This window comes from Thiorhodococcus drewsii AZ1, from assembly GCF_000224065.1.
GTDB classification, from domain to species: domain Bacteria; phylum Pseudomonadota; class Gammaproteobacteria; order Chromatiales; family Chromatiaceae; genus Imhoffiella; species Imhoffiella drewsii.
Map to the genome: position 1 here is coordinate 1 of NZ_AFWT01000024.1, position 24,720 is coordinate 24,720.

Genomic DNA, 24,720 nt, shown 5'->3' on the forward strand with positions numbered 1-24,720 from the left:
AGCAGTTTGCCGAGTTCCGAATAGCCTGCAAAGAGTTTTTTGCGGAGCTGGATCTCTATGCGCCCCAACTGCGCACGCTGCTTGCTGAGAACTTCCAGATTATCGGTAATTGAGAACCGAAATCCTGCATTCGCTAGGTATAGACTCGTGATCGAGGTTACCATGAACAGCCTTCTCTCACAGACTCGCGCGCTGTCAGGCTCATCATTAGATAAATGCCGTTTGCTGGACAGTGGTCGCACACAAGTCAACATCTCGTGGATATGCGCTCTGATCCTGCTCATTGCGACATCCAATGCCTCAGTAGCAGCCGGACTCGATCTGCCGTTCATGCAGAACCAAGGTCAGTTTCCACAAGACACCCTCTTTGTCGCGCACGATGGCCGATACTCGGTCTCTGTCCGACCACAGTCGATTCGTTACGAGATCGGTGCCGGAGTGGAGCTCGACGAAATCGCTCCTTTGTCGCCAAGTCTTTTCGAGCCTCGTGGGGCCGAGGCGGCACAAACACGCATACACGATTTCCGCAGCAATGACCCCACGCTTTGGCTAAACGACATTCCCAGTTACCGGACCATTCGGGTCGGAGATCTCGCCTCAGGGATCAGTCTCGAACTGATTCAGGGTGAACGCGGTATCGAGAAGGTGATTCGCGTCGAACCTGGTGCCCAGGTGAGCGACATCGCGCTCACCTTCGCGCAGCCGCATCGATTGGCACTCGACGAGGATGGCACGCTGACAGCCACCCTGACGGAGGGAGGACACGCATTCCGCTTCAGCCAGCCCATCGCGTTCCAGGAGATCGACGGCGAACGCGTCGAGGTCGCGGTCGCATACAGACTGATGCCGGAAGGTGGGTACGGCTTCCAGGTCGGCGCCTATGATGCCCAGACCACCTTGGTGATCGACCCAACCCTAGTCGCCTCCACGCTAATCGGGGGTGATGCCACCGACAGCGTCAAGAAGGTCGTCGTGGAAGCGGCGGGGACTGTCGTCGTCGCAGGTCAAACCGCTGTTCCAAGCACCACTGACAGCAATCACATTCCGACTGTCACCGGCGGCTATGACAGCACACTCCCCGAAGGCAGCGGCAACGATATCTTCGTCGCGCGCCTCGATGCAGAATTGAGCCAGATCCTCGACTTCACCTTTCTTGGATCGACTGAAGACGACAGGATCAATGCGCTCCAGCAAGCACCCGATGGCAGCGTCTACCTGTCCGGCAATGCCTCGACGAACGCGGGTTTTCCGACGACCGAAAATGCCTATCAGCGTACCGGGAAACGTGGATGGGCCGGTTTCGTCAGTCGTCTGTCGTCCGATCTGTCGAGACTGATGGCCTCAACAGTGTTCGACGTGGCACCTTTTACTTCGCTCGATTTCACTGACATGGCACTTGACTCCATAGGAAATGTATTCCTCACGGGGCGAATCGCCGGCGAAGGTCTTCCCGCCACGGGATATGACACCAGCAACAATGGCTGGGGCGATGTGCTCCTAATAAAGTTTGACGCCAATCTCACCAATGTGATGGCGGCCAGCTACCTGGGAGGAAGTAGTCAAGAGCGTGGCGTGGCGATCCTGATCGATAACCAGGATCGTGTTTATGTCACCGGCACTGTCCATAACGCGAACGCACCTCAAAACGAATCAGGATTGCAGTACGATTTCCCAACGACATCAAACGCCTGGATGCCAATTGGCACCGGCTGCTATGCATCCTTTGTCAGCCGCTTCGATAATGATTTATCCGAGCTTCAGGCCAGCACCTTCATTGGCGTCGAGGGGACTAGCAAAACGCGGTGTGGCTATACGACTGACTACGGCGAGGTCACGACAAGCGATTTTCTTCTCACAGAATCAGGCCACCTCTATGTGGCCGGTGGAGTGGATGCTCAGGGCCTACCCCTCACGGGTGGTTTCCAACCGTTGTACGACACAAAGCTCCATTATATGACGCCGTTTGTGCTGCGCATGGATAGCGACCTGACGACAGTTGATGCGGTCACCCATTTCGGCGGGGCAGAGGACCAAGCTGGCGAACTCGCTTTGACGCCAGAGGGTAACATCCTTTTAGCGGGCGAGACGTATTCAAATGATCTCCCGACCACCATCGATGCCTATCAACGGCTATTTAATCTAGGCGTCCACCGCTACGCCGCTCACGACATCTATTTTGGCGTCTTCAACCCCGACCTTAGCCGTCTCCTCTACGCGACCTTGATTGGTGGCACCCATTACGACTCCTTTGGTGGAGTCGACCTAGGCCCGGACGGCAGCGTCTATCTGGTTGGAGATACATTGGGCACCTCAGATCCAGACCAGAATTTTCCGACGACCGCGGGAACGCTCGACCAAACATTGCCTGCAAACGACGATGATGGCTTCATTGCCCGGCTGATGATCCCCGAGGTGTTATCGGTATCGATCAAGGGCACCGGCCTGATAATCCCAGGGACTGAAGAAGATTTCGAACTCACGTATCGCAACACCATGCGCACCACAGCCGAAGACGCCGTCGTCGTCGTTGACATTCCGGCCGGCTTCGAGTTCGTGGAATATGACGAGACTGCTCAATACTATGCCGAGGGTCGTTGCGAGAATCAGCTCTTTTGGTCCCTTGGTAATTTGCCCACCTATACCGAAGGAAAACTGTATTTCAAAATGCGGGTGCCTTCCGGAACTCCGACGAAAGATTTTGAGTTTACCGCCCGCATCAGCGCGAGTAATGATCCAGACGACACCTTCGATGTCTCACCCTATCTGGACTATCAGGGAATCGAGGTCGCCGATTGGCGCTTTCTCTCGCTCGCTGAAGCCGAACAGTCTCGACAGGCGCATGCCAAAATCGAAGCGCTTTACACGCAAGTTTTGCGAGACGGCTATGCGTTCAGTGGCACCGCGACCCATATCCAGATGACAGGCGGTCGAGAATGGTGGCAATTTTATCTGATCGATACCCAAGATGGCACACTGGCCGTGCTTTCTGGATCCACCGATTCAGCCCTCATAGAGCACTATCAAGGCAGCACATATAGTCTTTTCGATCAAGATGGTGGCTTTCACTGGAATCGCGGCGCCGGATCCTTGGACATGTTCGGTGCATCGGCGTCATTATCGCAAGCCGAAACGGCGCTCATGTCATCGAACGCGTCATCGTTATTCACGAGGCAAGGCCGTTGTAACTTCAATTGTATGATCAACACGATCCCCGATATGGCCCTGGGCAAGATCAACGCTGCCTATAGCGCGCTCGGTTTAACGATCGACTGCGTCAAATGCGCCGATGCTATTCGGAATGGAAATACTGACGAAACCAGCGTTGTAACTAATTGTTCAAAATGTACGGCCAATGCAGCTGAACTCGCCACCAAGAATATTCCTGGGGTCGGAGATTTAGTCAGCGTCGGCACTTCGCTGGCCGATTGCCACAACACTTGCGCTAAGAATCCGGACGCGCACATATGCACCAAAGACCGGCTCGATTGCACCTGCTTTTATAATTGGGTCTCATTTGGTTTAGGAACCTGCCGGACGCAGTGCAATAAGACGACAGGTATGTACGCGCCCGCGAGCTCCGGAGCGGCCACCTGCCCCCTCGATGAGGTTTGTGACGCCGCCAGCTGCAACCAGGATGGCGACGCCTTCTCCTGCTGTGTCCCTGAAAAGAAAAAATGCCCCCTAGCCAAAAGCTGCGCGACCAAGGTAACGCAAGTTCGAGCATCCCATGATCCCAATGCAAAGCTCGCCGAACCAGCTGGCGCCGCACTGGCCGGCTCGGAATTGAACTATCGATTGCAATACGAGAACACCGGCGAGGGCGATGCGCTAGGGGTCTTCGTCATCGATCGGCTCTCCGAGTTCTATGACGCGTCGACGCTCCAGATCGACAACGGTGGCACCTATGATGACGCCTCCCGCCTGCTGTCTTGGCAGATCGGCGACCTGAATCCAGGCGAATTCGGGGAGGTAAGCTTCCGTGTTCAACTCGATGCCGATCTGCCCGATGGGACCGTGGTCAGCAATCAGGCTGAGGTCTTCTTCCCCAACGCGCTGGAAACCACACTCACCAACCTGGTCGTACATGAAATCACCAGCCTCGCGGCCCATGATCAAAGGATCCAGGCGACCGCAGGCACGGCGGTTCCCGTCATGCTGAACGGACAAGGCGGATCCAATCTGACGTATGAGATTCTTTCCGATCCCTTGTTCGGTACCCTGAACGGCACCCTACCCCAACTGGGCTACACGGCAGAGTCCGGATTCAGCGGCGTCGACCGACTCACTTTCCGGGTGCTCAGTGGCAGTCGCGCGAGCGCGCCGGCAACCATCACCTTCGAGGTTGCTCCAGACCCAGCCGATACCACGCCACCAGCAGTGATCTCGGTCACCCCCGAGCGAGATGCCATCGACGTACCCGTCAGCGGCGGTGCAATCGACGAGAGCCGCTACACTCCGGCAATCGAGGCGACCTTCAGCGAGGATGTAGATACCAGCGAGGCTGATTTCAGCCTGGATGGCGTATCCGGCACGCTCGAATACGATGCCGCGATCCGCACACTGCGATTCTGGCCTGCGAATCAGCTCGCCTTTGGAGAGACCTATACGGCGTACCTGAGTGGTGTAATCGATCTCAACGACAATGTGATGGACGAGCCGGTCAGTTGGAGTTTCTCGACCGGATTCGATCCCAACGCCGAACAAGTCACTCTACGAATCGAAACCTCTGGCACCGGCTCCGGCCGGGTGACGAGCACGCCGGCAGCCATCGACTGTGGCACCACCTGTTCGGCGTCGCGACCAATCGAATCCGTGATCACCCTGAACGCCGAGCCTAGTTCTGGCAGTACCTTCGGCGGCTGGAGCGGAGCCTGCTCAGACAGCGCGACAAGCTGCGAACTCACACTCGATGAGGACACACAGGTCGGAGCGCAGTTCGATTCAGGTTGGGTAGTCGACCGTACGGCCGTGGACTGGCAAGTCGCCGAGATCTACCTGGCAACCATGGGCTATGCGCCCGACAGCGAAGGCCTCGATTATTGGGTCAATACACTGAGCCGAGACAGCGCCTGGACTCCGACCACGGTCGCGCAAAGCTTCTTCGATCAACCACTCGTACAAGCCGCCTACCCCGGCTCGCTCGGCTATGGGGGACTGATCGAGGCGCTCTACCGTAATATCTTCGACCGTGAGGCCGATACAGAGGGATACGGATACTGGCTGGCTGAACTGGAAAGTGGCCGAGTGCTGCGGAATCAGATGATCATCGCCCTGATCAACGGGGGCTGGGCCAATCCAGATGCGGCCACAGACATGGCCCGCTTCGGCAACCGGATCCACGTCAGTCTCGCCTTCGCTGCGGCCCAGCGCTCACGCGGCATCCTCTACGGCGCACTCGACACCGCCGGGCAGTCCGCCTTGCGCCAAGCGGGACAGAACGTGTTATGGGGTGTCACCAGCGATACATCGACGATCCAACCAGCCATCGATCGGATCGATGAACTGCTCGACAGCATCTGATGGATGCAGGTGGGAATATGCCGATTCATCTAATCAGGCATATTCCCACGATAACTGCGGTCATACAGCGATGTTCTCTCACGCCAATAGAGTGCTGGCCGCCTGCAGAGTGCTGGCCGCCTGCGGCACCGATCACCACGGTATCGAAGTCTTCACCGCAGCAGGGGCGCTCAACTCGCATGTCTTCAAGCATCTGCGTTTCCCCAGAAACGACGGCGCATTCAGCGACCGAAGCTGACCGGCAAGATCCTCAAAGTCAGAGGCGACGAGGCGCACGGCCAGGGAATGCGAGGAGCAAGCGACCCGCATTGGCGAGTTGTCGGCGCAGCAGGGTCCAGTTCTCCTCGCGGCGCCCAGCGCCCAGACAGCGCAACAGACGGATCCGCTGGTCGCGATCCATCAGGTCCAGCATAGCGGCCCACAGGGTGTCATCCACGTTGTAGACACGCCCCTCGGCGAGACAGACCGGCACGACGGAGGCGATCGGCACCTCGAAATCGGCCGAGAAGGCCGTCACCGCAGCCTGAATGCTCATGGCCTTGAGATCATCCGGGTTCGTGAGGTCATAGGGAGGCTGCCATTCACGCAGCGGACGCAGACGGTCGATGTGGGTGACCACGAGCAGCAGCGGGGGCGGACGGCGATCGACACGAGCGGTCTGGGCAAGCCGTAGCGCATCCAGGATCTGACGCTCGGATTGGCGCTCGGGGCGATGCGCGGCGCTGACCCAGATGATGAAATCGGCGACGTTCGCCACCTCGTGTAGGCTCTTGTGGGCCAATCGCTCGGAACCGGGGGTGTCGTAGATGATGGCAAGCTCTCGCCCCTGATGCTCCAGTCGATACGGAGTCAGAGCACGATTGGGATCCGGGGTGAGATCGGTCGCCGCGCGCAGCTTGCCGAACAGGGCGCCAATGAGGGTGGATTTACCCGAATTGGAAAATCCAAGCAGAAGGATACGCAGAGAGCCTTCGGCGACAGGGCTCGCCTCGGGCGTCACCAGGGTTTTCGACGATGCCATGGGCGGAACCGGCGACGGCGTCTCGACTCGCCGCATCGGCTCAGGCGCTTGCGAACGAGGTTCGATGGAATACGGCCGCCCGCGCTCAGCAGGCCGCCGGACCCGAGTAGAGATCCAGGATTGCAGCCAAAATCCAAGGCCCGCGAACATCGCCAGAACCCCGATCCAAACAACAAACCAGCCGCGTTCGAGGAGCCACAGCATACCGAGCGGCAACAGCACGACGACCGGCATCGCCCATAGCGCCAAGGGTGCCGAACCTTGGCGCTCGACACGCTCCAAGAGACACTCCAAGATCAACCTGGCCTGAGGCCGCCCAAGGTCCGGCAGTCTCGCTTGCAACCTGCGCCATGGGGTCGTCCCGGCCTTTCGATGAAAAATCGTCATCTCGCTGGCATCCTCATGCAGTGTTCCCATTCTACGCCTTGCGTCGGCGGCATGAAGGACGAGAGCCAGTATCGCTGACCTTAGATGCACCGACACGGCTGCCGAATCAGACCGATCGAGCCAATGGATTGGCATCGCGTTAACGCACGGGTATGCGATAATTTCACTTTGGCCGCTCTTACCAACCCATTTGACCGAAGGTTTTTTCCGCCATGTCTAGGTTGCATCCGTTGCGATCCATCGTTCTCCGCATCCCTAAACCTTTCGGCGGCAAATGGGGTCGCGTGCTCCCGACGGCACTGTTCCTTGCCCCTCTGGTCCTCACCGGCAGCGCCTGTGCCGGAAACAATCAGGAGGGCTCCCACGCCCCGGTGATCTCAAGCCGGCTGCACGCCCCAGAGCGCACCAACACCAGCAACGCCTTGGGCCACTGGGGCGGAACCAGCACGAGCCAACGCCGCGACGTTTGGGGCGGTCTGAACCGTAAGGCATTGCAGGTCCATGTGACCAGCGCCATCGTCGTCGACGAGAACGGTCGGCAGCTCTATGCCAAGAATGCGAACATGGTGACCCCGATCGCCTCCGTCACCAAGCTGATGACCGCCATGATCGTGCTCGATTCCGGCGTGTCGCTCGATCGCACCATCACCATCATCGACCAGGATCGCGACCGGCTGCGCAACAGCCGCTCCCGTTTGCGAATCGGTGAGGCGCGCCTCACCCGCGCCGACATGATACGGGCGGCGCTGGTCTCCTCAGACAACCGCGCCGCGCATGCCCTCGGCCGAACCACCTTCCGCGGAGGCATGCCGGAATTCATCAAAGCGATGAACCGCAAGGCCCGCGCACTCGGGATGCGCAACACCTATTTCGCCGACTGCAGCGGGCTCGACGCGCGCAACCGCTCGACGGCGGAGGATCTGGTCAAGATGGTACGGGCTTCGACGCGCTATTCATCCATCCGCCAAGCAGCCGCGACCGGAGAGATGCAGCTCTATCCTTTTTCCGGCAAGCCACCGCTACGGTATCGAAACACCAATCCGCTGGTTCGCAACCCGGAATGGCAGATCGAGGTCAGCAAGACCGGGTTCATCAACGAAGCGGGCCGCTGCCTGGTGATGAGCACCGTCATCAACAATCGTCGGATCTATATCGTCCTACTGCACGGCTCGGGCAAACTGACCCCAGTCGGAGACTCCAACCGAATACGCAACTGGTTGTTGACATCCACCCAGACGGTATCGAGGTAAGCGACCATGTACGCCGGAGAGTTCTTCAATAGCATCTCTCATCTCGTGGGGGCCTTTCTGGCATTGGTCGGGGTCACCGTCATGGTCACCCTGGCAGGGACGGAGGGGGGCGCATTGCGGATCACCAGCCTGACCATCTACGGCGTGACCCTTTTTCTGCTCTATCTCTTTTCGACCCTTTACCACAGCCTGCAGGGACGGGCGAAACGCATCTTCCAGATCCTCGATCACAACGCCATCTATTTGTTGATCGCGGGTACCTATACCCCATTCACCTTGCTCGTTCTGAAGGGCGCGACCGGCTGGTGGATGTTCGGCGCGGTCTGGACCCTAGCCCTGATCGGCATCATCATCGACTCACTGCCCCGGAAGGGACCGCGCATCATTTCGCTGGCCATCTATTTGGGAATGGGCTGGCTGATCCTCTTCGCCCTGGATCCGCTGATCGCCGCCCTGCCCCCGGCCGGCTTCTGGGCCCTGCTCGCCGGCGGACTCTTCTACACCTTCGGCGTCATCTTCTACGTCCTCGACGACCGCTACCCCTGGTGCCACGGGATCTGGCACCTCTTCGTGCTCGCCGGAAGCGTCAGCCACTACTTCACCGTTCTGCTCTTCATCTGATTAGGAGTGATCGACGTGGGACCGACGCACGCACACGAACCCGAATCGGGAATCGCCGACCTCCAGGTCCGCCTGACCTACCAGGAGGACGACCTGAGGCATCTCAACCTGACCGTCGCCCGCCAGCAGCAGGAAATCGATTCGCTGCGCCAGGAGCTGCAGCGACTGAAGGAGCTGATCGCCTCGCAGGCCCAGAACGGCGCAAGCCCCTCCCCAACACACGAATCCCCCCCGCATTATTGAGACTCCATCGCAACCCGGACACGTTGGCTCAGGCGGCACCAGCGCCACTGCTTGGATACTCGCATCCGTCCTTGCGACGTGGAAATCAGGTTAGCATTTCACAGACCGTCTCGCCGGATCCAACCGAGGCGGCAACTCATCTACACAAGGGGCGACGCCCTGTTACTTATGAGATCAGTGCGCAATGGACACGATGGAGACGCTATACGACGTCATGCTCTATGGGATTCAAGAGGGCAAGGATCGGATTGAGGTCGCGCGAGCAATTGCGAAATCCTTCTCGATGGAGCTCGAAAAGGCCGATCAGCTGCTCGAACGCGAAGAGGCTACTCTCGTCAAAAAGGGGGTTTCGTCCGATCTCGCTCATCGTATGACGGAGGCATTGACCCGGGCCGGAGCAAAAGCGAACTGCAAACCGAGCATCGGCGGCACTGGGGATCTCTCGCTGGTTCCCAAAACCTCGATCCTGGTCTGCCCGGGATGTAAAGAGCGTCTGGAATACCACATCGACCAGGAGGCTCCCCGACTCTGCCCCCGATGCGGGTTGGTCTTCGCCAAATACAAGGAGGCGCACAAGCGCAAGCAGGAAGTCGAAGCGGTTCGGACCCGACTCAAACTCATGGAAGCAGGCCGCGACGAGGACGCCAAACGCAAGCAGGAGCAGGAGGAAGAGGAGCGAAACCGCAAGCGTCTGGAGGATCAGCTTCGCAAAGAAATGGGCATACCGGCCGGACTAAACAAGCGTTGGAAGTTCGTGAGCTCCGCCGCCGCGACACTGATTCTGGGACTCGGTGCCGGCGGTGCGGCAACCTTCTTCTTCCTTGATCATCAAGGGCGACTCAAGAGCTCGGCATCCCTGGCGCTGCAACAGACGTCCGATGGACTCGGCGCAATCGAAGGGGCATTGAATGCCGAGGGAATCCCGGGCGGATCAATCGACGGCACCTTGTCGCCCGCCCAGCAGGCATCCACAGAAGATCTGATCGCCCTGTCGCAAGGCATCCTCGAACAGGCCGGCGTAACAGCCGACCTTGGAGCAGTCATCGCCGCGACGACGACGGATGACATCAGATCCAGCTCGACCTCGGCGGCCGGCGGTGCCTTCGGTCAGGTCAATCCACGCGCCCGAGATCCAGATCCGCTACACCGACTGACGACTCAGGATCCGGAGTGGAGCCGTCTCATTGAACTCAATGCACTCGACGCGGTAACCGCCGGCAATGGCGCATTGGCGGTCAGCCTGGCGCGACGCTTGCCGCCAGGCCCAGAGCGAATCACCGCGCTCGCGAGGATCGGAGCCGCCGCGCGGCATCATGGACAGTCGGACGCGGCCCATACCCTGACGATCCTGGTAACGGACGAGATCGCGCCCTTGACCTCCCCCTTGCCCAAAATAGACGCTCTGACTCGGGCGCTGGCGGCCTACGGACAGCCCGAGGCGCGCGCCGATGCGGCGGCCTTGATCAACCAGACCAAGCAACTGGCCCTCGCGACCCAATCAGCACCTCAACGCGCCGAGGCATGGGCCAGGATCGCACTGGCAGAAGCCAGATTGGGCATGTCCAACGCGGCTCGCGAGAGCCTGCGCCAGGCGACGCTGCGACTAGGGAATCCCATGTCCCCGTCGCAGCATATCCGCATCGACAGCTACCTCGCGGCCGCACTCTTCCGGCTTGGAAGCAAAGATACCGCCATCGGCATCCTAGACAAGTCCACCTCCGGCCTGGAGCGGATCTCGACCACTGCGGAGCAGGATCGAGCCCGATTGGATATCGCCGATGCCTGGCTGCGCATCGGGAATCTCGACCGAGCCATCGCGGCGAGCCGGGGTGCCTCAGATCCGAGGGAATCCGAGCGATTCCTGCTTGCCCTGATCCAGGAGCAGGCATTCTCCGGCAAATTTCTCGGACTTGCCTCGATTGCCGACTCCATCACGACACCGGAACACCGACTACGCGCACACGTCTTGCTGGGTAGCGCCTCGGAACGCCAGTCCTCCGCAGCCCAAACACACTTCCAACAGGGTCTGGCGAGCATCAAGGACATCAGCACCGAGAGCGAGCGGCGCGCCGCCCAGGCCGAACTGGCCCGCGTGCTTGTGCACGCCGGGTACGAGAAGACAGGAAAGCAGATGTTCATCCAGCTGGAAAATGAGCTTCAGCAAGCCAATGCCGGACCCGAGCGTGATCGCGGCTGGGCGATTCTAGCCATCAATCGCGCCCGCGCCTTCGAGCCATCAGCCGCACGGGAGTATCTGAGCAGGGTCACCGATCCCGATGTCCAGCGCCTCGCGAGCAGACAGCTCGCCGATATCGCTGGAACCCTCGATACCATGCAGGCCGTCCCCCCGAGCAAGACCTAACCCGACTGGCGGGGATGATCGCGCGCCACGGATTGCGGTCATCCCCACGCGGTCCAGCCTTTCAGGACCGATGACCACGCATCCGCACAGAGGGGCTAAACCCCTTGCTCTGCGTGCAACGACATCGGATCATTGAGTGCTTGAACTGGCAGGAACCACGGCGATTGCACGATGCAGATCTCACGAGGCCTAGAGTCGAACGACGCGCCCCCAACCACAAAGCCTCGAAGACGCCGAATAGATGCAGATCAGGCGACCCTTCCCTTGACGGTCACCTTCAGACGCGATTTCCAGGCGCTCTGCCTGTTCTGCCTCATCCTCGGACAACCGATCCAGGGACACGCCGGCAAACCGGCCTTTTCGCTCCATGGATTCGGAACGCTCGGTCTTGCCCGCTCGACCGACGACTCGGCCGAATTCGTCCGTGACCTCTCGCAACGCAACGGCCTGACCGAAGCCTGGAGCTTCGAAACCGACTCGGTGCTCGGCCTCCAGGCCAATCTGCATTTCAATCCCGAATTCGAAGGGGTCGTCCAGGCCGCTTCCCACTACAACCCGCATGGCGACTTTAAGCCCGAACTCACCTGGGCCTTCCTCAGCTACGCCCCATCGCCCGCCGTCACCCTGCGTGCCGGCCGTCTGGGCAATGAATTCTACATGCTCGCCGACTCACGTCTGGTCGGCTACTCCTATGTCACCGTGCGCCCGCCCGTGGACTATTTCGGGACACTGCCCTTCGACTATTTCGACGGGCTGGATCTCGCGATCACCAGACCACTCGCGGGCGGACTCTTCAAGGCCAAGGCCTACGCGGGTCTGAGCCGCGAACAGTCACCCTGGGCGGAGCTTCAATTCAACATGAGCGGCTCACTGCTGGCCGGCGCCTATCTGGATTTCATCAAGGGTCCCTGGCAGTTCCGTCTGGGCCATGCCAACCTGCAATTCGATCGGGATCTGCCCGTCGAGGACTTCTACGACGCCCTGCCACCGAACACCGCCGACGAACTGCGGGTCGCCGACAAAAGCACCAGCTTCACCGCGTTCGGCGCGGTCTACGACTCAGGACCACTGCAAACGCAGTTCATGCTCAGCAGAACCCTGAGCCACCACGGTGTCTTTCAGGACGCCTGGGCCGGCTATCTGATCCTGAGCTATCGGATGCACGCGCTCACCCCTTTCGTCGGCCTCTCGGCAGCCAAATCCTCACCCAAAGACCTCGACCATCCAATCCCCGGATACACTGACGTCTTCCAGGCCGAGTTCTACAACGATCAGCGCACCCTCTTCCTCGGCACACGTTGGGATTTCATGGAAAACTTCTGTATCAAAGCCCAGATGGATATCGTGCGGGGCAAGCCCGAGTCACGTTTCCTCTATCGCTGGGAAAACCTCGAGGATTGGGACGGAAGCATGACAGTCCTCAGCGTGACCCTGGACTTTATCTTCTAGTGGCACCTGTGCGATCGCGCCTTCTCATCCCACCGCTCCTGCTGGGCATGCTGACCCTGGCCTCGTCGGTGATCGCCAACGAGACCTCTCTGGTCGTGGCCATACATGTGAGCGCGGGCGTCGAGACCCTGACGCGCGATCAGGTCATCAACATCTTTCTCGGACGTTTTCGCCAGCTTCCCAACGGCCACTTGGCCATCCCGATCGACCAGGATTCGGATCACCCGATCAGGGCCGAGTTCTATCGCAGACTGGTGGGCAAGAATCCAGCCGAGATCCACGCCTACTGGGCCAGATTGATCTTCTCCGGCAAGACGACACCACCACGCGAAGCGGAAAGCGAGGAGCAAATCATCCAGTGGCTCATGACGGAGCCCGGCGCCATCGGCTATCTACCTGCCGACCGGCTACGCGAGCCGCTCAAGGCCGTCTTCACCCTAGACCCATGACAGATACCGATGCATAAACTCAGCTGGCACCGCAGCATCCTCTTCCGTACCGCGTCGGTCCTAGTCGTCCTCTTTCTCTTCCTCGGCGTCTTCGCCCTGACCGTCACCTTCAAGCTCAACCAGTCCCGCGCCGAGGAGGAATCCATCGCGCGACTCGATCAACTGCTGGATACGGTCGAGAGCACCGCGAGCGTGGCCTGCTTCGCCAAGGACGATGTCCTCGCCACGGAGCTCGCCAATGGCCTGCTCAAAAACGCCGAGGTGCTCGCGGTCGACATCTTCGCCGGAGGCGAGAAGCTGACCGCTCGGCGGCGCACCGATGCGCCGCTTCCAATGACATCGGATGCGCCCGACGAACCGCCCCTGATACGCGATGTTTTTTCGCCCTTCAGTCCGAATCTGCGCGTGGGCCAGATTCGCTTGACGCCAAATCGGGCCCTGATCGAGCAGAGCATGCGCTCCGAACTGCGACTCGCGACCATCCAAACGGCCATCGAGCTGGCCCTGGTGGCGCTCGCGGTCGTTGCGGTCGTGCTGCTGCAGGTCGTCCGTCCGATCAAGCAGATCTCCGATGGATTGCACGGGATGGATGCCACGCGCGGAGACCGTCTCACCGCCCCATCGCACCACAAGAGCTCGGAGATCGGATTCCTGGTCGAGGATGTCAACCTTCTGGCGGACGACCTGGTTCGCGCGCTCGACAAGGAGCGTAACTTGCGCATCCAGCGCGAGATGGACGAGCGCCGCTATCACGCCATCTTCCAGAACGTGGAGACCGGGATCTTCATCATCGACCGCGAGGGGGTCCTCATCTCCTGGAATCCCGCCTTCGAGCGTCTGATGCAGCTCTCGATCGCAACGCAACCGGAACAGCCGATCGCGCTACTCGATCTCGACTGGAAGGAGCCGATCGCGCTCGCCGAAATCCTGCTCAATTGTCTGAACAGTGCGAGCAGCGTATCCAGAGACTTGGCCCATCAGCGTGCGAACGAGGACGACATCTGGTTCAGCATGGTACTCACGCCGATCGGTAACGGCTCCATCCAGGGCGTGATCCACGACATCACCGAACACAAACAGGCCGAGGAATCGGCCAAACGCCTTGCCGTCACCGACCCGCTCACCGGCCTTGCCAACCGTATCGGGCTGGAGCGACGGCTCGCGGATCTGGTCGAGCACTACGGCCAACCGCATGCGTTCGGATTCTCACTGATTCTGGTCGACTTCGACGACTTCACCCGCATCAACGACAGCTACGGTCTCGCGCTCGGAGACGACATCCTGAAGGAGGCGGCCAGTCGACTCTCCGCCTGCATCAAGAACACAGACCTGATCGCACGGCTGGGAGCCGACCAATTCGCCATCGCACTGTCCAATATCTATTCCGGCCTCGACATCGAGTGCGTGGCCAAGCGCATCCAACAGCGTCTGCAACCACCCTTCTTCGTCACCGGATCGCCCGTTCTGCTGCATGCCAGCCTGGGAATCGCCATCTATCCCCAAGACTCGAACGAGGGCGCGAGCGACCTCCTCCACCACGCCGAGCTCGCACTCGCGCACGCCAAGGATAAGGGCGGCAACCTGATTCAGTTCTTCGATCCGCTGCTCGCGCTCGCGATCGAGGAGCGCCGACACTTGGAGAGCGAACTGCGCCGGGCGATTCGCGAGCACGAATTCGTCCTCTACTATCAGCCGATCGTCGATCTGGTGGAGGACACACTGGTAGGCGCCGAGGCATTGATTCGTTGGCGTCACCCCGAGCGCGGACTGGTGCCGCCCGACGATTTCATTCCGCTCGCCGAGGAGAGCGGCCTCATCGGCGAGATCGGACTCTGGGCGCTGGAGGTGGCCTCGGAACAACTGGCGAAATGGCGCGCGCAAGCCATCCAACTCTACCTCTCGGTCAACGTCTCGGCGCGACAGATCCCGGATGGATTGCCACCCGAGACGCTCTTCGAGACCGCTCGGCGCCACGGCTGCGCTCCCCAGTCGCTCGCGCTCGAAATCACCGAAGGCGTCCTGCTGAGCGATTTCGGTAGCACGGCTCAGTGGCTGAGCAAGATTCGCGAGCAGGGCTTTCCGGTCTATCTCGACGACTTCGGAACTGGCTACTCATCCCTCTCCTATCTGAAGCGTTTCGCCGTGGACCGGCTCAAAATAGACAAGAGCTTCGTGCGCGACATCGCCACCAACGCCAGCGATCGCGCACTAGTGGAAGCGATCATTGCCATGGCCAAGAGCCTCGGCATCGAGGTGGTCGCCGAAGGCGTCGAGGATGCCGAACACGTCCGACTGCTGCGCGGAATGGGTTGCAGGTACGCCCAGGGCTACTTCTTCTCACGCCCCCTGCCGATCGACGCATTCTACGCCTTCCGCGATCGAATTCCGCTCTTGCTACGGAACACCGAGGAACACTAGCGACGACGACCGGGACCGCCCAATTTGGGTCCTCTGCCCGGCGCCGAATGCCCCTCTCCTCTGGGATTCCAAGAACGCACGACCGGCTTACGCCCAACGGGCTGAGGAGCGGACATGCCCGCCTGCGCCATCAGGACCGAACGCTCCTCATCGGTGAGCGGACGCCAGTTTCCTGGAAAGAGCCGACGCCCGAGCTCGATGTTTCCATAACGGACGCGAATCAATCGACTCACGGTGCAGCCGGCGGCCTCCCAGAGTCGACGCACCTCACGGTTGCGCCCCTCGCGCAGCACCACATGGAACCAGCGGTTCGCTCCCGACCCGCCGCGTTCGACGACGGAGTCGAGCTTGGCCGGTCCGTCCTCCAGCTCGATCCCCTCGGCGAGACGCGTCAGCGTTTCCGGCGAGACCTCGCCCAGGATACGCACCGCGTATTCGCGCTCGATCTCGCTCGACGGATGCATCAGACGGTTGGCCAACTCGCCATCCGTGGTGAAGAGGATCAGTCCGGAGGTATTGATATCCAGTCGACCGACCGCGATCCAACGGCCATCCTTGGGACGCGGCAGCCGCTTGAAGACGGTCGGGCGCTCCTCCGGATCACGCCGCGTCACCAACTCGCCCTCGGGCTTGTGGTAGGCAATGACCTGTTGCAAGGAGTCGCGCTTGCGCTGGAGCCGAACATCGCGGCCATCGACGCGGATCCGATCCGATGAGGTCGCCCGATCCCCCAGCTTGGCCAGATCGCCGTTGACGCGCACGCGCCCCTCGGCGATCCAGGCATCGATCTCGCGACGCGATCCGAGACCCGCTTCGGCGAGCAGCTTCTGGAGCCGGACCGGCTCCTCGGTGCTGGGAAATGGGGGGGGGCGACGGTTGTTTCTCATGTCTGGGCCTAAATCCCTAATCGGGAATCGAAAATGCGCAAAAGCGCTAACAAAAACAAAGAGCTGAATTAACCATAGCGCGCCTCCGCAGGACGTGCGCCAGACATCGCGCTCAGGATTCGAGCTCGGTGATTGACCGAGCGCTGGTCTCGGGCGGCTCCAACGGCAATTCCCGGTCGAACAGCGCCTCTGGATCGCGGATCTCCGACAATGGCGGCAGATCATTGAGCGAGCGCAGCCCGAAATAGTCGAGAAATTTACGCGTGGTCGCATAGAGCGCCGGTCTACCCGGCACATCCCGGTGCCCGACCACTCTGACCCACTCGCGTTCGGTCAGCGTCTTGATGATGTTGGTGCTCACCGCCACGCCACGAATCTCCTCGATCTCGCCACGCGTGATCGGCTGACGATAGGCGATCAGCGACAGGATCTCCAGCAGGGCGCGCGAATAGCGCGGCGCCTTCTCGTCCCACAGCCGCGCCACCCAGGGCGCGACCTGAGAGCGAACCTGGACGCGAAATCCGCCGGCGACCTCGGCGATCTCGATCCCGCGATCGACGTAGTCGACCTCCAGTTCGCGGATGACATCCATCACCCGGTCACGCTTCGGTCGCTCCTCCTCGGAAAAGAGCGCCAAGATCTGATCGAGCGTCAGCGGTCCGCCCGCTGCGATCAGCGCGGCCTCAACGATGAGTTTAAGCGACGGCGATGTCATCGGATTCCTGATCGTTGGACTCACGCAGACGGACATGGATCGGCGAGAAGGGCTCGGACTGGACCAACTCCAGCACGCTCGACTTGGTCAGCTCCAGCGTGGCCAGGAAGGTCACCACGACACCGGCCCGCCCCTCGGCGAAATCGAACAAGGCCGCGAAATCGACGAAACCGCGACCACGCAACCGCTCCATCACCTGTGACATGCGCTCGCGCAACGAGAGCGACTCCTTCTCGACCCGGTGGCTGGTAAAGAGCTGAGCCCTGGCCAGCACGCCGCGTAGTGCTACCAGCAACTCGCGCAGATCCACATCAGGCGGCTGACGCTGGATGAAACCAGGCGGAACCCCGGCGTGCACGATGAAGAGGTCCCGTTCCAGTCGCGGCAGGGCATCGAGGTCCTCGGCGGCCTGCTTGAAGCGCTCGTACTCCAGGAGCCGGCGGATGAGTTCCGCACGCGGGTCCGTGCCCTCCTCGTCCTCGGACTCGGTGCGTGGCAACAGCATGCGCGATTTGATCTCGGCCAGCATGGCGGCCATCACCAGATACTCGGCTGCCAGCTCCAGACGCAGCTCCTGCATCAACTCCACGTACTCCATGTACTGATCCGTGATCGCGGCGACCGGGATGTCCAGGATATCCAGATTCTGGCGCTTGATGAGATAGAGCAGGAGGTCGAGCGGTCCCTCGAAGGCATCCAGGAACACCTCCAACGCATCCGGCGGAATGTAGAGATCCTGCGGTAGCGTCATGAACGGCGCACCCTGCACGACTGCGAACGGCATCTCCTGCTGGAGCCCCATGGGTGTGGACTCCAACGCCATCGCTCCAGCCTCTTCCGAGGCTGGATGCTCTCGCTCCTCTTCCCTGCGTTCCATTCCTGCGGACTCGGATGCGTTCAGACGCCTTAGCGTTCGGCCGGGTCCGCCGCCACGACTCAGGCCATCACCAGCGACATGGCGTGACGCACCTCGTCGATGGTCTCACGCGCCACGTCACGGGCCTTCTCGCAGCCCTCGTTGAGGACGCTGCGCACCAGGTCCGGCTGCGCCTCGTATTCGTGGGCACGTTGCTGCATCGGCAGAAGTTCCGCCAGCACGCCATCGATCACCGGCTGTTTGCATTCCAAACAACCGATTCCGGCCGAGCGACAACCCTCCTGGACCCAGGTACGCACCTCGTCGTTGGAATAGACCTGATGGAATTGCCACACCGGGCACTTCTCCGGGTCGCCCGGATCGGTACGGCGCACTCGCGCCGGATCGGTCGGCATGGTCCGCAGCGATTTCTCCACCTCGGCCGGGGAATCGCGCAGGGCGATGGTGTTGGCGTAGGACTTGGACATCTTCTGGCCGTCGAGCCCCGGCATTTTCGACGCCTTGGTCAACAGCGCCTGGGGTTCGGGCAGAATCACGCGACCGCCCCCCTCCAGATAGCCGAGCAGACGCTCGCGGTCGGCCATGGTGATATTGCCCTGGCCTTCGAGCAGAGCACGCGCCACAGCCAGCGCCTCCTGATCGCCCTGTTCCTGATAGCGCCGCTTGAGCGAGTCGAACAGCTTGGCGTTCTTCTTACCCATCTTCTTCTTGGCCTCTTCGGCCTTGAGCTCGAAGTCGGGTTCGCGACCGTAGACGTGATTGAAGCGCCGTGCCACCTCGCGCGTCAGCTCGACGTGCGCGATCTGATCCTCGCCAACCGGAACACGCCCGGCCTTGTAGATGAGGATGTCGGCACTCTGCAGCAACGGATAACCCAGGAAGCCGTAGGTCGAGAGATCGTGCTCCTTGAGCTTTTCCTGCTGATCTTTGTAAGTCGGCACGCGTTCCAGCCAACCGACGGGGGTGATCATCGACAACAGCAGGTGCAGTTCGGCATGCTCGGGGACCTGCGATTGGACGAAGAGCGTCGCCGAGCCGGGATTGATGCCGGCCGCCAGCCAATCGATGACCATCTCGCGGATGCTGCCCGGGATGATCGAGGGATCCTCGTAATGGGTCGTCAGCGCATGCCAATCGGCAACGAAGAAGAAGCACTCGTACTCATGCTGGAGCTCGAGCCAATTCTTCAAAACACCATGATAGTGTCCGAGATGCAGACGGCCTGTGGGACGCATGCCGGAGAGCACACGCGAATTTTGAGTAGAAACAGAAGTCAAGGATGGACGTCCTCGCGTCAGACTGGAAAAAGTTCGGACCCGAACGCATTCAGGCCGAGAAGACTTCAGGCAAGAAACAGTTCCTTCACGATCTCTGAGCCCGGCAGCAGATCGATCGCCAGGACCGCCAGCGGCATCAAGATCGCCCCCAGCAATCCGGTGGCGAGCAGGGCCAGGAGGACGATGAGCCCAAAGGGCTCGAGTCGCGAGAAATAGTAGGCAACCCGAGGAGGCAGGAGTGCGTTCAGTATCCGTCCGCCGTCGAGCGGCAGCAAAGGAAAAAGATTCAGCACCATGAGAAAAACATTGATAAGGACACCGGAGGCCCCTGTATAGATCAGCGGCAAGGCAATCCACTGACTGAAGGGCATCAGCAGCAGTCCGAGCTGGATCGCCAGCCCCCAGGCCAACCCCATCAGCAGATTCGCCCCTGGGCCGGCAACCGCAACCAGCGCCATATCCCGGCGCGGATGGCCGAGATTGCGCCAATTGACCGGGACCGGCTTGGCCCAGCCAAAGAGGAAACCGGCGAGCAGGAAGGTGACCGTCGGCACCAGAATGGTCCCGACCGGATCCACATGACGCAACGGATTGAAGGTGACGCGCCCGAGCATGAAGGCCGTGCGATCGCCCAGGCGATTGGCGACCCAGCCGTGTGCCGCCTCATGCACCGTGATGGCAAAGAGGACGGGGACGGCGAGCACAGCCAGAAGCTGCAAATGGTTGAGTGCGTTCATCATTCCTCGATAAGACTAGCATCGCCCTTGCCGCGGCGAATCAATGCGGGCGGATCGGAGATCATATCGATCACGGTGGTCGGCTCCAGGCCGCAGAAACCGCCGTCGATCACCAACTCCAGATGCTTGTCCAGGATCTCGCGCATATCATAGGGATCCGTCATCGGCAGCTCGTCATCCGGCAAGATCAGGGTGGTGCTCAAAATCGGCTGATCCAGTTCGCTCAGGAGCGCGCGGCAGATCGGGTTGTCCGGCACCCGCAGACCGATCGCCTTGCGCTTGGGATGCTGCAGACGGCGCGGCACCTGCTTGGTCGCCTCGTGGATGAAGGTATAGGGTCCAGGCGTGAGCGTCTTCAGTAGCCGAAACGCCTGATTGTCGACCTTGGCATAGGTGGTGATCTCTGAGAGGTCTCGGCACACCAGGGTGAAATAATGCTTGTCGTCGACCCGGCGGATACGCCGGATACGCTCCATCGCCGATTTCTCCCCGATCTGGCAGCCCAGCGCGTAGGAGGAGTCGGTTGGGTAGACGATGACGCCACCCTCCAAGAGGATTTCGACCGCGCGACGGATCAGCCGGGGCTGCGGATTCTCGGGATGAATCTGAAAGAATTGGGCCATGGGTTGACGTGAAGTAAAGGGTCAGACAGCAGCGGTCCGATGGGCGGCGATCTCATTCACCATCTCGGGCCAGTCATGCCAGATGGGGGTGCAGCCCTCGGGAAGCGACGGCAAGCGCCCCAGTTCGAGCCAGGGATAGATGGGCCCGTGATAGTCCGAGCCCGCCGAGGCGAGCAGACGCTGCTCGCGGGCATGTCGAGCAAAGGTGAAGGCATCGTCGCGCGAATGACTGCCGGTGACCACCTCGACCCCGACACCGCCGTGCTCACGGAACTCGCCGAGCAGACGCTGCACCCGAGTCCGGGTCATACCATAGCGCGCAGGATGGGCGACAACCGCCTGTCCACCCGCCTCGCGAATCCAACCGACTGTGGCCTCCAAACTGGCCCAGCGACCCGCCACATATCCGGGCTTGCCCGTGGTGAGAAAGTGCTTGAAGACATCGGCCGTGTCTTTAGCGAGACGGCGATCGACCAAAAACCGGGCGAAATGGGTGCGACCGATCAGAGTCCCGTTCGACAGCGCCCGAGCCCCTTCGTAAGCGCCTTCAATGCCCTGCTTGGCAAGGCGGCGTCCGATCTCTTCGGCACGCCAGCTACGGTATTCGAGCAAACCCGCAAGGCCCTGCTGCAAAGCGGCATTCTCCGGATCGACACCCAATCCCACGACATGGATGGTCCGTTCGCCCCAGGTCACTGAGATCTCGACCCCCGATACGAGCACGATCCCTTGGGCGTTCGCCTCACGGCGCGCCTCCTCGAGACCGGCCGTGGTGTCGTGATCGGTGAGCGCCAAAACCCTCACGCCAGCCGAGGCCGCGCGCGCCACGAGATCCGTCGGCGACAGAGTGCCGTCGGAAGCGGTGGAATGGGTATGTAGATCGGGAATCGCGGTCATCGGGATAGTTTAACTGAAGGCGCGGCATCGCGTGATGCTGATAAGCAAGACGAAGACCAATCTGGTTGCTATCCTTCCAAGATGCAAGGTCCGAGAGGCACCATTAGGGTGCGCGACTCGCCCGCCGAGTTCATCGAGGGATGACCGACCGCTATGCTGCCACCAATCGATATCAGTTACATCGCAGACCAAATATCCGAACAGGGCGAGGAGATCCAGCGCCTCTTCGAGGAGACCTCCCCCCAACCTGAACCGACCCCACAGGTCCTTCTCAACGGACTCGACCGATTGCTCGATATCCTGCGGACCGGGGAACGGCCCACACCAACCGCCTCGGCGCAGGCGCTAAGGACACTCACCGGCTCGGAGCCGGAGGCGCTGCTCGATCATGGTCTCGATCTGCTCCATGATCTGTCAGACCTCGCCAGACGACTGGGGCTACCGCAATCGGTGCGCGCGCTCGACCAACTCGCCCTAACCTTCAGCTGCTGGATGATTCGGCACGGCACCGAACTCATTCGTCCCGAACCCGCGATCAATGCCGCTGCCATTCTCGCCAATCAAGCGAAGGATCCGGAGGAACTGACCGAGCTGTTCGGCCTCATGACCGAACTCATGGAGGGGGTGGGTCCTGATCCCGAGCCAGCCACGACACAGCCGTGGCGCATCCTCATCCTCAACCGCGCCATCGTCGCCACCCGCAGCTATCAACCCGCCCTGATGGAGACGGCCTTCGATGACGTCGTCGAGCATCTTGGCGACGAGGCACCCGACTTCTTCCGCGAGGGCATGGGGCAGATGGAGGCGCTGGACTACCCCGACCAGATTCGACAGGTCATGCAGCACTATTTCGAACGCTGTTGCAGCAGACAGCGGCTGCACTGAGCGACTCTACACCGATAGGCCCCGAGCGCCTGACGGATTCAACTCCGCTGCCAGGTCAGCGACTGGCCAAGCATTCAGATGGCCCGCTCAGTGCGGCGCGGACGCTCCTTGCCTGCCCCTGAACCATCGACCGTGCATCAGACACGCACAGACCCACCTCAAGAACACGTCGACACGGCATGGAGTCGATGCGACCCAGATTGAAGCGGATCGGGTAGAGTGCATACTGCAGGGGGTGCGGGACAGGGATCGACGCGTCCGGGAATGCCCATAAAGTGGCCGGATTCATAACAAACAAGACACGAACGGCATCGACCGAGGAGAGATTCGCGTGGAGTTCCTGAAGTCCAATCTGGACCTGGGGGTGATGGGCCTACTGGGGTTGATGAGTTTCGTCATGATCGCATTCGTCATCGAACGATTTCTCTATTTCGCCCGTGTGGACCTGGCCGCATTCGAGGACGCGGAGGATCTGGAACTGGCACTCACTCGCAACCTCACCACCATCGCCACCATCGGAGCCAACGCACCCTATATCGGACTGCTCGGAACCGTGCTGGGCATTCTCATCGCCTTCTACGATATCGGTCGCGCGGGCGAGATCGAAACTGCAGCCATGATGATGGGACTAGCCCTGGCGCTCAAGGCCACCGCACTGGGCCTGGTCGTCGCCATTCCATCGCTCGTCTTCTACAACGCACTGCTGCGCCGAACCGAATCGCTCAAGGCGCGCTGGCGCCGGGTGAAGCGCCCATGAAACGCATCGATCAGATCAATGTCCTGCCATTCATCGACATCATGCTGGTGCTGCTCGCCATCGTGCTGACGACGGCCACCTTCATCAGCGATGGGCGCATGGAGATCCGACTGCCCACATCGACGAACCCGGCCGACGCGCCTCCACCACACTCCGTCGAGATCGCGATCGACGCCGACGGCGCCTTTTATCTGGATGCGGAGCCCGTCACCGAGGAGCGGCTCGCCACGGCGCTAGACGGGCTGGAAACATCGACCCCCATCGTTCTGCGCGTCGACGCGGCCACCCGTTTCGAGCGCTTCGTCGCCGTCGTCGATCAGCTCAAGACCCGCAAGCTGGAGCGCCTGACCATCCTGACCCGCAAGTCATGAGCCGAGTCCAGAACTGCCGACGCTGTATCTGGGCCGGAATTGCATGCTCCGCAGTGCTGCACGCGGCCGGAGCCGCCGCGCTCTTGCGATTCGGTACGCCAGCCGATGCGCCACATCGAGGCGAAACGGTCGTCCCGATCGAGCTTGGTATGTTCGCTGCCGCCGAGCCTGCCGCAGCGGACGTCCCGGCGAGCGCCGCAACGCCCAGCGCCCAGCCGTCTCCAGCAACCGCGCACGACGCAGCAACGACACCCGAGCCCGAGCCCGAGCCCGAGCCCGAGCCAACGGATTCGAGCACCGAGCGTCCAGAGACTCCAGCCCTCCCCCCAACCCCAGCGGCGCCAACGGCCGCACCCAAGATCCAGCCGACCCCAGCTCCCCGCCCCCTGGAACCCAAAACGGAACGCCGGAGCACGAAGACACATCACGACAAGGCACCTGCCAAGACGGCACACAAGACAACGAAACGACCGCCCAAGCCAACACCGAAGCCAAAGGCGCGGAAGGCAGCACCACCCACTCCGGCCCCAGCAAAGACCAAACGCACACTCGACCACGGGGCTTCAAGGGACAGCGGATCGCGCGCCCAAGGCTCGACGGGCGGAAATCGCAACGGCGGTGGACAATCATCAGGGGCGTCGAAGGCACGCCAACAGGCATCCGAGCGCGCCTATCTGTCCGCGCTTCAACGTGCGATCTCGCGCCAGCAACGCTATCCAGCCAGCGCCAGACGCCGCCAGCAAACGGGAACAACGACCCTGGCCTTCGTCATTCAGGCGAACGGACGCATCGGTCAGATCCGTATCGTTAGGAGTTCAGGGCATTCATCGATCGATCGGGCCGCAATCGACGCCATGCGCCGGCTCGGACGCTTCAAGCCGATTCCGACCGAATTGGACCGCACAACCTGGGCACTCCAAGTTCCGATTCGTTTCAACCTCCAATGAGATCGCACCGACGCGAACGACCGGCGC

20 protein-coding genes are annotated in these 24,720 nt (G+C 61.1%); 12 read left to right on the plus strand and 8 right to left on the minus strand.

The features are described 5' to 3' along the window. The first annotated feature begins 162 nt into the window (after positions 1 to 162). Positions 163 to 5,520 carry a DUF7948 domain-containing protein gene (locus THIDRDRAFT_RS15545; protein ID WP_007041831.1) on the plus strand — a complete coding sequence of 1,786 codons (5,358 nt, stop codon included), beginning with the start codon at positions 163 to 165 and terminating at the stop codon, positions 5,518 to 5,520. Positions 5,521 to 5,776: 256 nt separating this feature from the next. Here THIDRDRAFT_RS15545 and THIDRDRAFT_RS24745 read toward each other — a convergent pair whose 3' ends face one another. Next, complete coding sequence (locus THIDRDRAFT_RS24745) at positions 5,777 to 6,541, minus strand: GTPase family protein (RefSeq protein ID WP_245535862.1); 765 nt, start codon at positions 6,539 to 6,541, stop codon at positions 5,777 to 5,779. A gap of 671 nt (positions 6,542 to 7,212) precedes the next feature. On the opposite strand from THIDRDRAFT_RS24745, the gene THIDRDRAFT_RS15555 reads away from it, so the two are divergent. From THIDRDRAFT_RS15555 to THIDRDRAFT_RS23950, 7 genes are all read left to right on the plus strand, one after another. Beyond that, positions 7,213 to 8,178, plus strand: a complete 966-nt coding sequence (locus THIDRDRAFT_RS15555) for a serine hydrolase (RefSeq protein ID WP_245535863.1) — start codon at positions 7,213 to 7,215, stop codon at positions 8,176 to 8,178. Between the two features lie 6 nt (positions 8,179 to 8,184). Then, entirely contained in the window at positions 8,185 to 8,799 is a 615-nt protein-coding gene (gene trhA, locus THIDRDRAFT_RS15560; protein WP_007041835.1) for a PAQR family membrane homeostasis protein TrhA, read from the plus strand. 15 nt (positions 8,800 to 8,814) lie between these two features. Beyond that, a complete protein-coding gene (locus tag THIDRDRAFT_RS15565) occupies positions 8,815 to 9,042 on the plus strand; it encodes a SlyX family protein (RefSeq protein ID WP_007041836.1) in 228 nt (75 codons plus the stop codon). 184 nt (positions 9,043 to 9,226) lie between these two features. Then, positions 9,227 to 11,404, plus strand: coding sequence for a hypothetical protein (locus tag THIDRDRAFT_RS15570; protein ID WP_007041837.1), 2,178 nt, complete (start codon positions 9,227 to 9,229; stop codon positions 11,402 to 11,404). Between the two features lie 264 nt (positions 11,405 to 11,668). Then, positions 11,669 to 12,853, plus strand: a complete 1,185-nt coding sequence (locus tag THIDRDRAFT_RS15575) for a hypothetical protein (RefSeq protein WP_007041838.1) — start codon at positions 11,669 to 11,671, stop codon at positions 12,851 to 12,853. 8 nt (positions 12,854 to 12,861) lie between these two features. Beyond that, the gene (locus tag THIDRDRAFT_RS15580; RefSeq protein ID WP_139058768.1) at positions 12,862 to 13,302 is read left to right on the plus strand and encodes a type 2 periplasmic-binding domain-containing protein; all 441 of its coding nucleotides are present in this window, start codon (positions 12,862 to 12,864) and stop codon (positions 13,300 to 13,302) included. A gap of 9 nt (positions 13,303 to 13,311) precedes the next feature. Then, positions 13,312 to 15,720, plus strand: coding sequence for a putative bifunctional diguanylate cyclase/phosphodiesterase (locus THIDRDRAFT_RS23950; RefSeq protein ID WP_007041840.1), 2,409 nt, complete (start codon positions 13,312 to 13,314; stop codon positions 15,718 to 15,720). Here THIDRDRAFT_RS23950 and rluB read toward each other — a convergent pair. From rluB to THIDRDRAFT_RS15620, 7 genes are all read right to left on the minus strand, one after another. After that, positions 15,717 to 16,607 (minus strand): 23S rRNA pseudouridine(2605) synthase RluB, encoded by an 891-nt coding sequence (gene rluB, locus THIDRDRAFT_RS15590; protein ID WP_007041841.1) that lies wholly within the window; start codon positions 16,605 to 16,607, stop codon positions 15,717 to 15,719. The genes THIDRDRAFT_RS23950 and rluB overlap by 4 nt on opposite strands. Positions 16,608 to 16,719: 112 nt before the next feature. Next, entirely contained in the window at positions 16,720 to 17,322 is a 603-nt protein-coding gene (scpB, locus tag THIDRDRAFT_RS15595; protein WP_007041842.1) for an SMC-Scp complex subunit ScpB, read from the minus strand. Beyond that, positions 17,303 to 18,145, minus strand: a complete 843-nt coding sequence (locus THIDRDRAFT_RS15600; protein ID WP_007041843.1) for a segregation and condensation protein A — start codon at positions 18,143 to 18,145, stop codon at positions 17,303 to 17,305. The genes scpB and THIDRDRAFT_RS15600 overlap by 20 nt, the downstream gene beginning before the upstream one ends. A gap of 113 nt (positions 18,146 to 18,258) precedes the next feature. After that, positions 18,259 to 19,476 (minus strand): tryptophan--tRNA ligase, encoded by a 1,218-nt coding sequence (locus THIDRDRAFT_RS15605; protein ID WP_083827503.1) that lies wholly within the window; start codon positions 19,474 to 19,476, stop codon positions 18,259 to 18,261. A 65-nt stretch (positions 19,477 to 19,541) separates the two neighbouring features. Beyond that, complete coding sequence (locus tag THIDRDRAFT_RS15610; protein ID WP_007041845.1) at positions 19,542 to 20,213, minus strand: site-2 protease family protein; 672 nt, start codon at positions 20,211 to 20,213, stop codon at positions 19,542 to 19,544. Next, the gene (locus THIDRDRAFT_RS15615; protein ID WP_007041846.1) at positions 20,213 to 20,836 is read right to left on the minus strand and encodes an L-threonylcarbamoyladenylate synthase; all 624 of its coding nucleotides are present in this window, start codon (positions 20,834 to 20,836) and stop codon (positions 20,213 to 20,215) included. Before THIDRDRAFT_RS15615 ends, THIDRDRAFT_RS15610 begins: the two co-directional genes overlap by 1 nt. A 21-nt stretch (positions 20,837 to 20,857) precedes the next feature. Beyond that, positions 20,858 to 21,733, minus strand: coding sequence for a PHP domain-containing protein (locus tag THIDRDRAFT_RS15620; RefSeq protein ID WP_007041847.1), 876 nt, complete (start codon positions 21,731 to 21,733; stop codon positions 20,858 to 20,860). A 153-nt stretch (positions 21,734 to 21,886) separates the two neighbouring features. On the opposite strand from THIDRDRAFT_RS15620, the gene THIDRDRAFT_RS15625 reads away from it, so the two are divergent. The 4 genes from THIDRDRAFT_RS15625 to THIDRDRAFT_RS24750 all read left to right on the plus strand — a co-directional run bounded on the left by THIDRDRAFT_RS15625 (position 21,887) and on the right by THIDRDRAFT_RS24750 (position 24,693). Further along, positions 21,887 to 22,618 carry a hypothetical protein gene (locus tag THIDRDRAFT_RS15625; RefSeq protein ID WP_007041848.1) on the plus strand — a complete coding sequence of 244 codons (732 nt, stop codon included), beginning with the start codon at positions 21,887 to 21,889 and terminating at the stop codon, positions 22,616 to 22,618. 331 nt (positions 22,619 to 22,949) lie between these two features. Next, positions 22,950 to 23,375, plus strand: a complete 426-nt coding sequence (gene exbB, locus THIDRDRAFT_RS15630) for a TonB-system energizer ExbB (protein WP_007041849.1) — start codon at positions 22,950 to 22,952, stop codon at positions 23,373 to 23,375. Further along, positions 23,372 to 23,746 carry a biopolymer transporter ExbD gene (locus THIDRDRAFT_RS15635; protein WP_007041850.1) on the plus strand — a complete coding sequence of 125 codons (375 nt, stop codon included), beginning with the start codon at positions 23,372 to 23,374 and terminating at the stop codon, positions 23,744 to 23,746. Before exbB ends, THIDRDRAFT_RS15635 begins: the two co-directional genes overlap by 4 nt. After that, positions 23,743 to 24,693 (plus strand): energy transducer TonB, encoded by a 951-nt coding sequence (locus THIDRDRAFT_RS24750; RefSeq protein ID WP_007041851.1) that lies wholly within the window; start codon positions 23,743 to 23,745, stop codon positions 24,691 to 24,693. The genes THIDRDRAFT_RS15635 and THIDRDRAFT_RS24750 overlap by 4 nt, the downstream gene beginning before the upstream one ends. The last annotated feature ends 27 nt before the right edge of the window (positions 24,694 to 24,720 follow it).

Bases quoted from the DNA above. Each gene is read 5' to 3' on its own strand.
- THIDRDRAFT_RS15545 (WP_007041831.1), top strand. From the start codon at position 163: ATGAACAGCCTTCTCTCACAGACTCGCGCGCTGTCAGGCTCATCATTA.
- THIDRDRAFT_RS24745 (WP_245535862.1), bottom strand. From the start codon at position 6,541: ATGGCATCGTCGAAAACCCTGGTGACGCCCGAGGCGAGCCCTGTCGCC.
- trhA (WP_007041835.1), top strand. From the start codon at position 8,185: ATGTACGCCGGAGAGTTCTTCAATAGCATCTCTCATCTCGTGGGGGCC.
- THIDRDRAFT_RS15570 (WP_007041837.1), top strand. From the start codon at position 9,227: ATGGACACGATGGAGACGCTATACGACGTCATGCTCTATGGGATTCAA.
- THIDRDRAFT_RS23950 (WP_007041840.1), top strand. From the start codon at position 13,312: ATGCATAAACTCAGCTGGCACCGCAGCATCCTCTTCCGTACCGCGTCG.
- rluB (WP_007041841.1), bottom strand. From the start codon at position 16,607: ATGAGAAACAACCGTCGCCCCCCCCCATTTCCCAGCACCGAGGAGCCG.
- scpB (WP_007041842.1), bottom strand. From the start codon at position 17,322: ATGACATCGCCGTCGCTTAAACTCATCGTTGAGGCCGCGCTGATCGCA.
- THIDRDRAFT_RS15600 (WP_007041843.1), bottom strand. From the start codon at position 18,145: ATGGCGTTGGAGTCCACACCCATGGGGCTCCAGCAGGAGATGCCGTTC.
- THIDRDRAFT_RS15610 (WP_007041845.1), bottom strand. From the start codon at position 20,213: ATGAACGCACTCAACCATTTGCAGCTTCTGGCTGTGCTCGCCGTCCCC.
- THIDRDRAFT_RS15615 (WP_007041846.1), bottom strand. From the start codon at position 20,836: ATGGCCCAATTCTTTCAGATTCATCCCGAGAATCCGCAGCCCCGGCTG.
- THIDRDRAFT_RS15620 (WP_007041847.1), bottom strand. From the start codon at position 21,733: ATGACCGCGATTCCCGATCTACATACCCATTCCACCGCTTCCGACGGC.
- THIDRDRAFT_RS15625 (WP_007041848.1), top strand. From the start codon at position 21,887: ATGCTGCCACCAATCGATATCAGTTACATCGCAGACCAAATATCCGAA.
- THIDRDRAFT_RS15635 (WP_007041850.1), top strand. From the start codon at position 23,372: ATGAAACGCATCGATCAGATCAATGTCCTGCCATTCATCGACATCATG.
- THIDRDRAFT_RS24750 (WP_007041851.1), top strand. From the start codon at position 23,743: ATGAGCCGAGTCCAGAACTGCCGACGCTGTATCTGGGCCGGAATTGCA.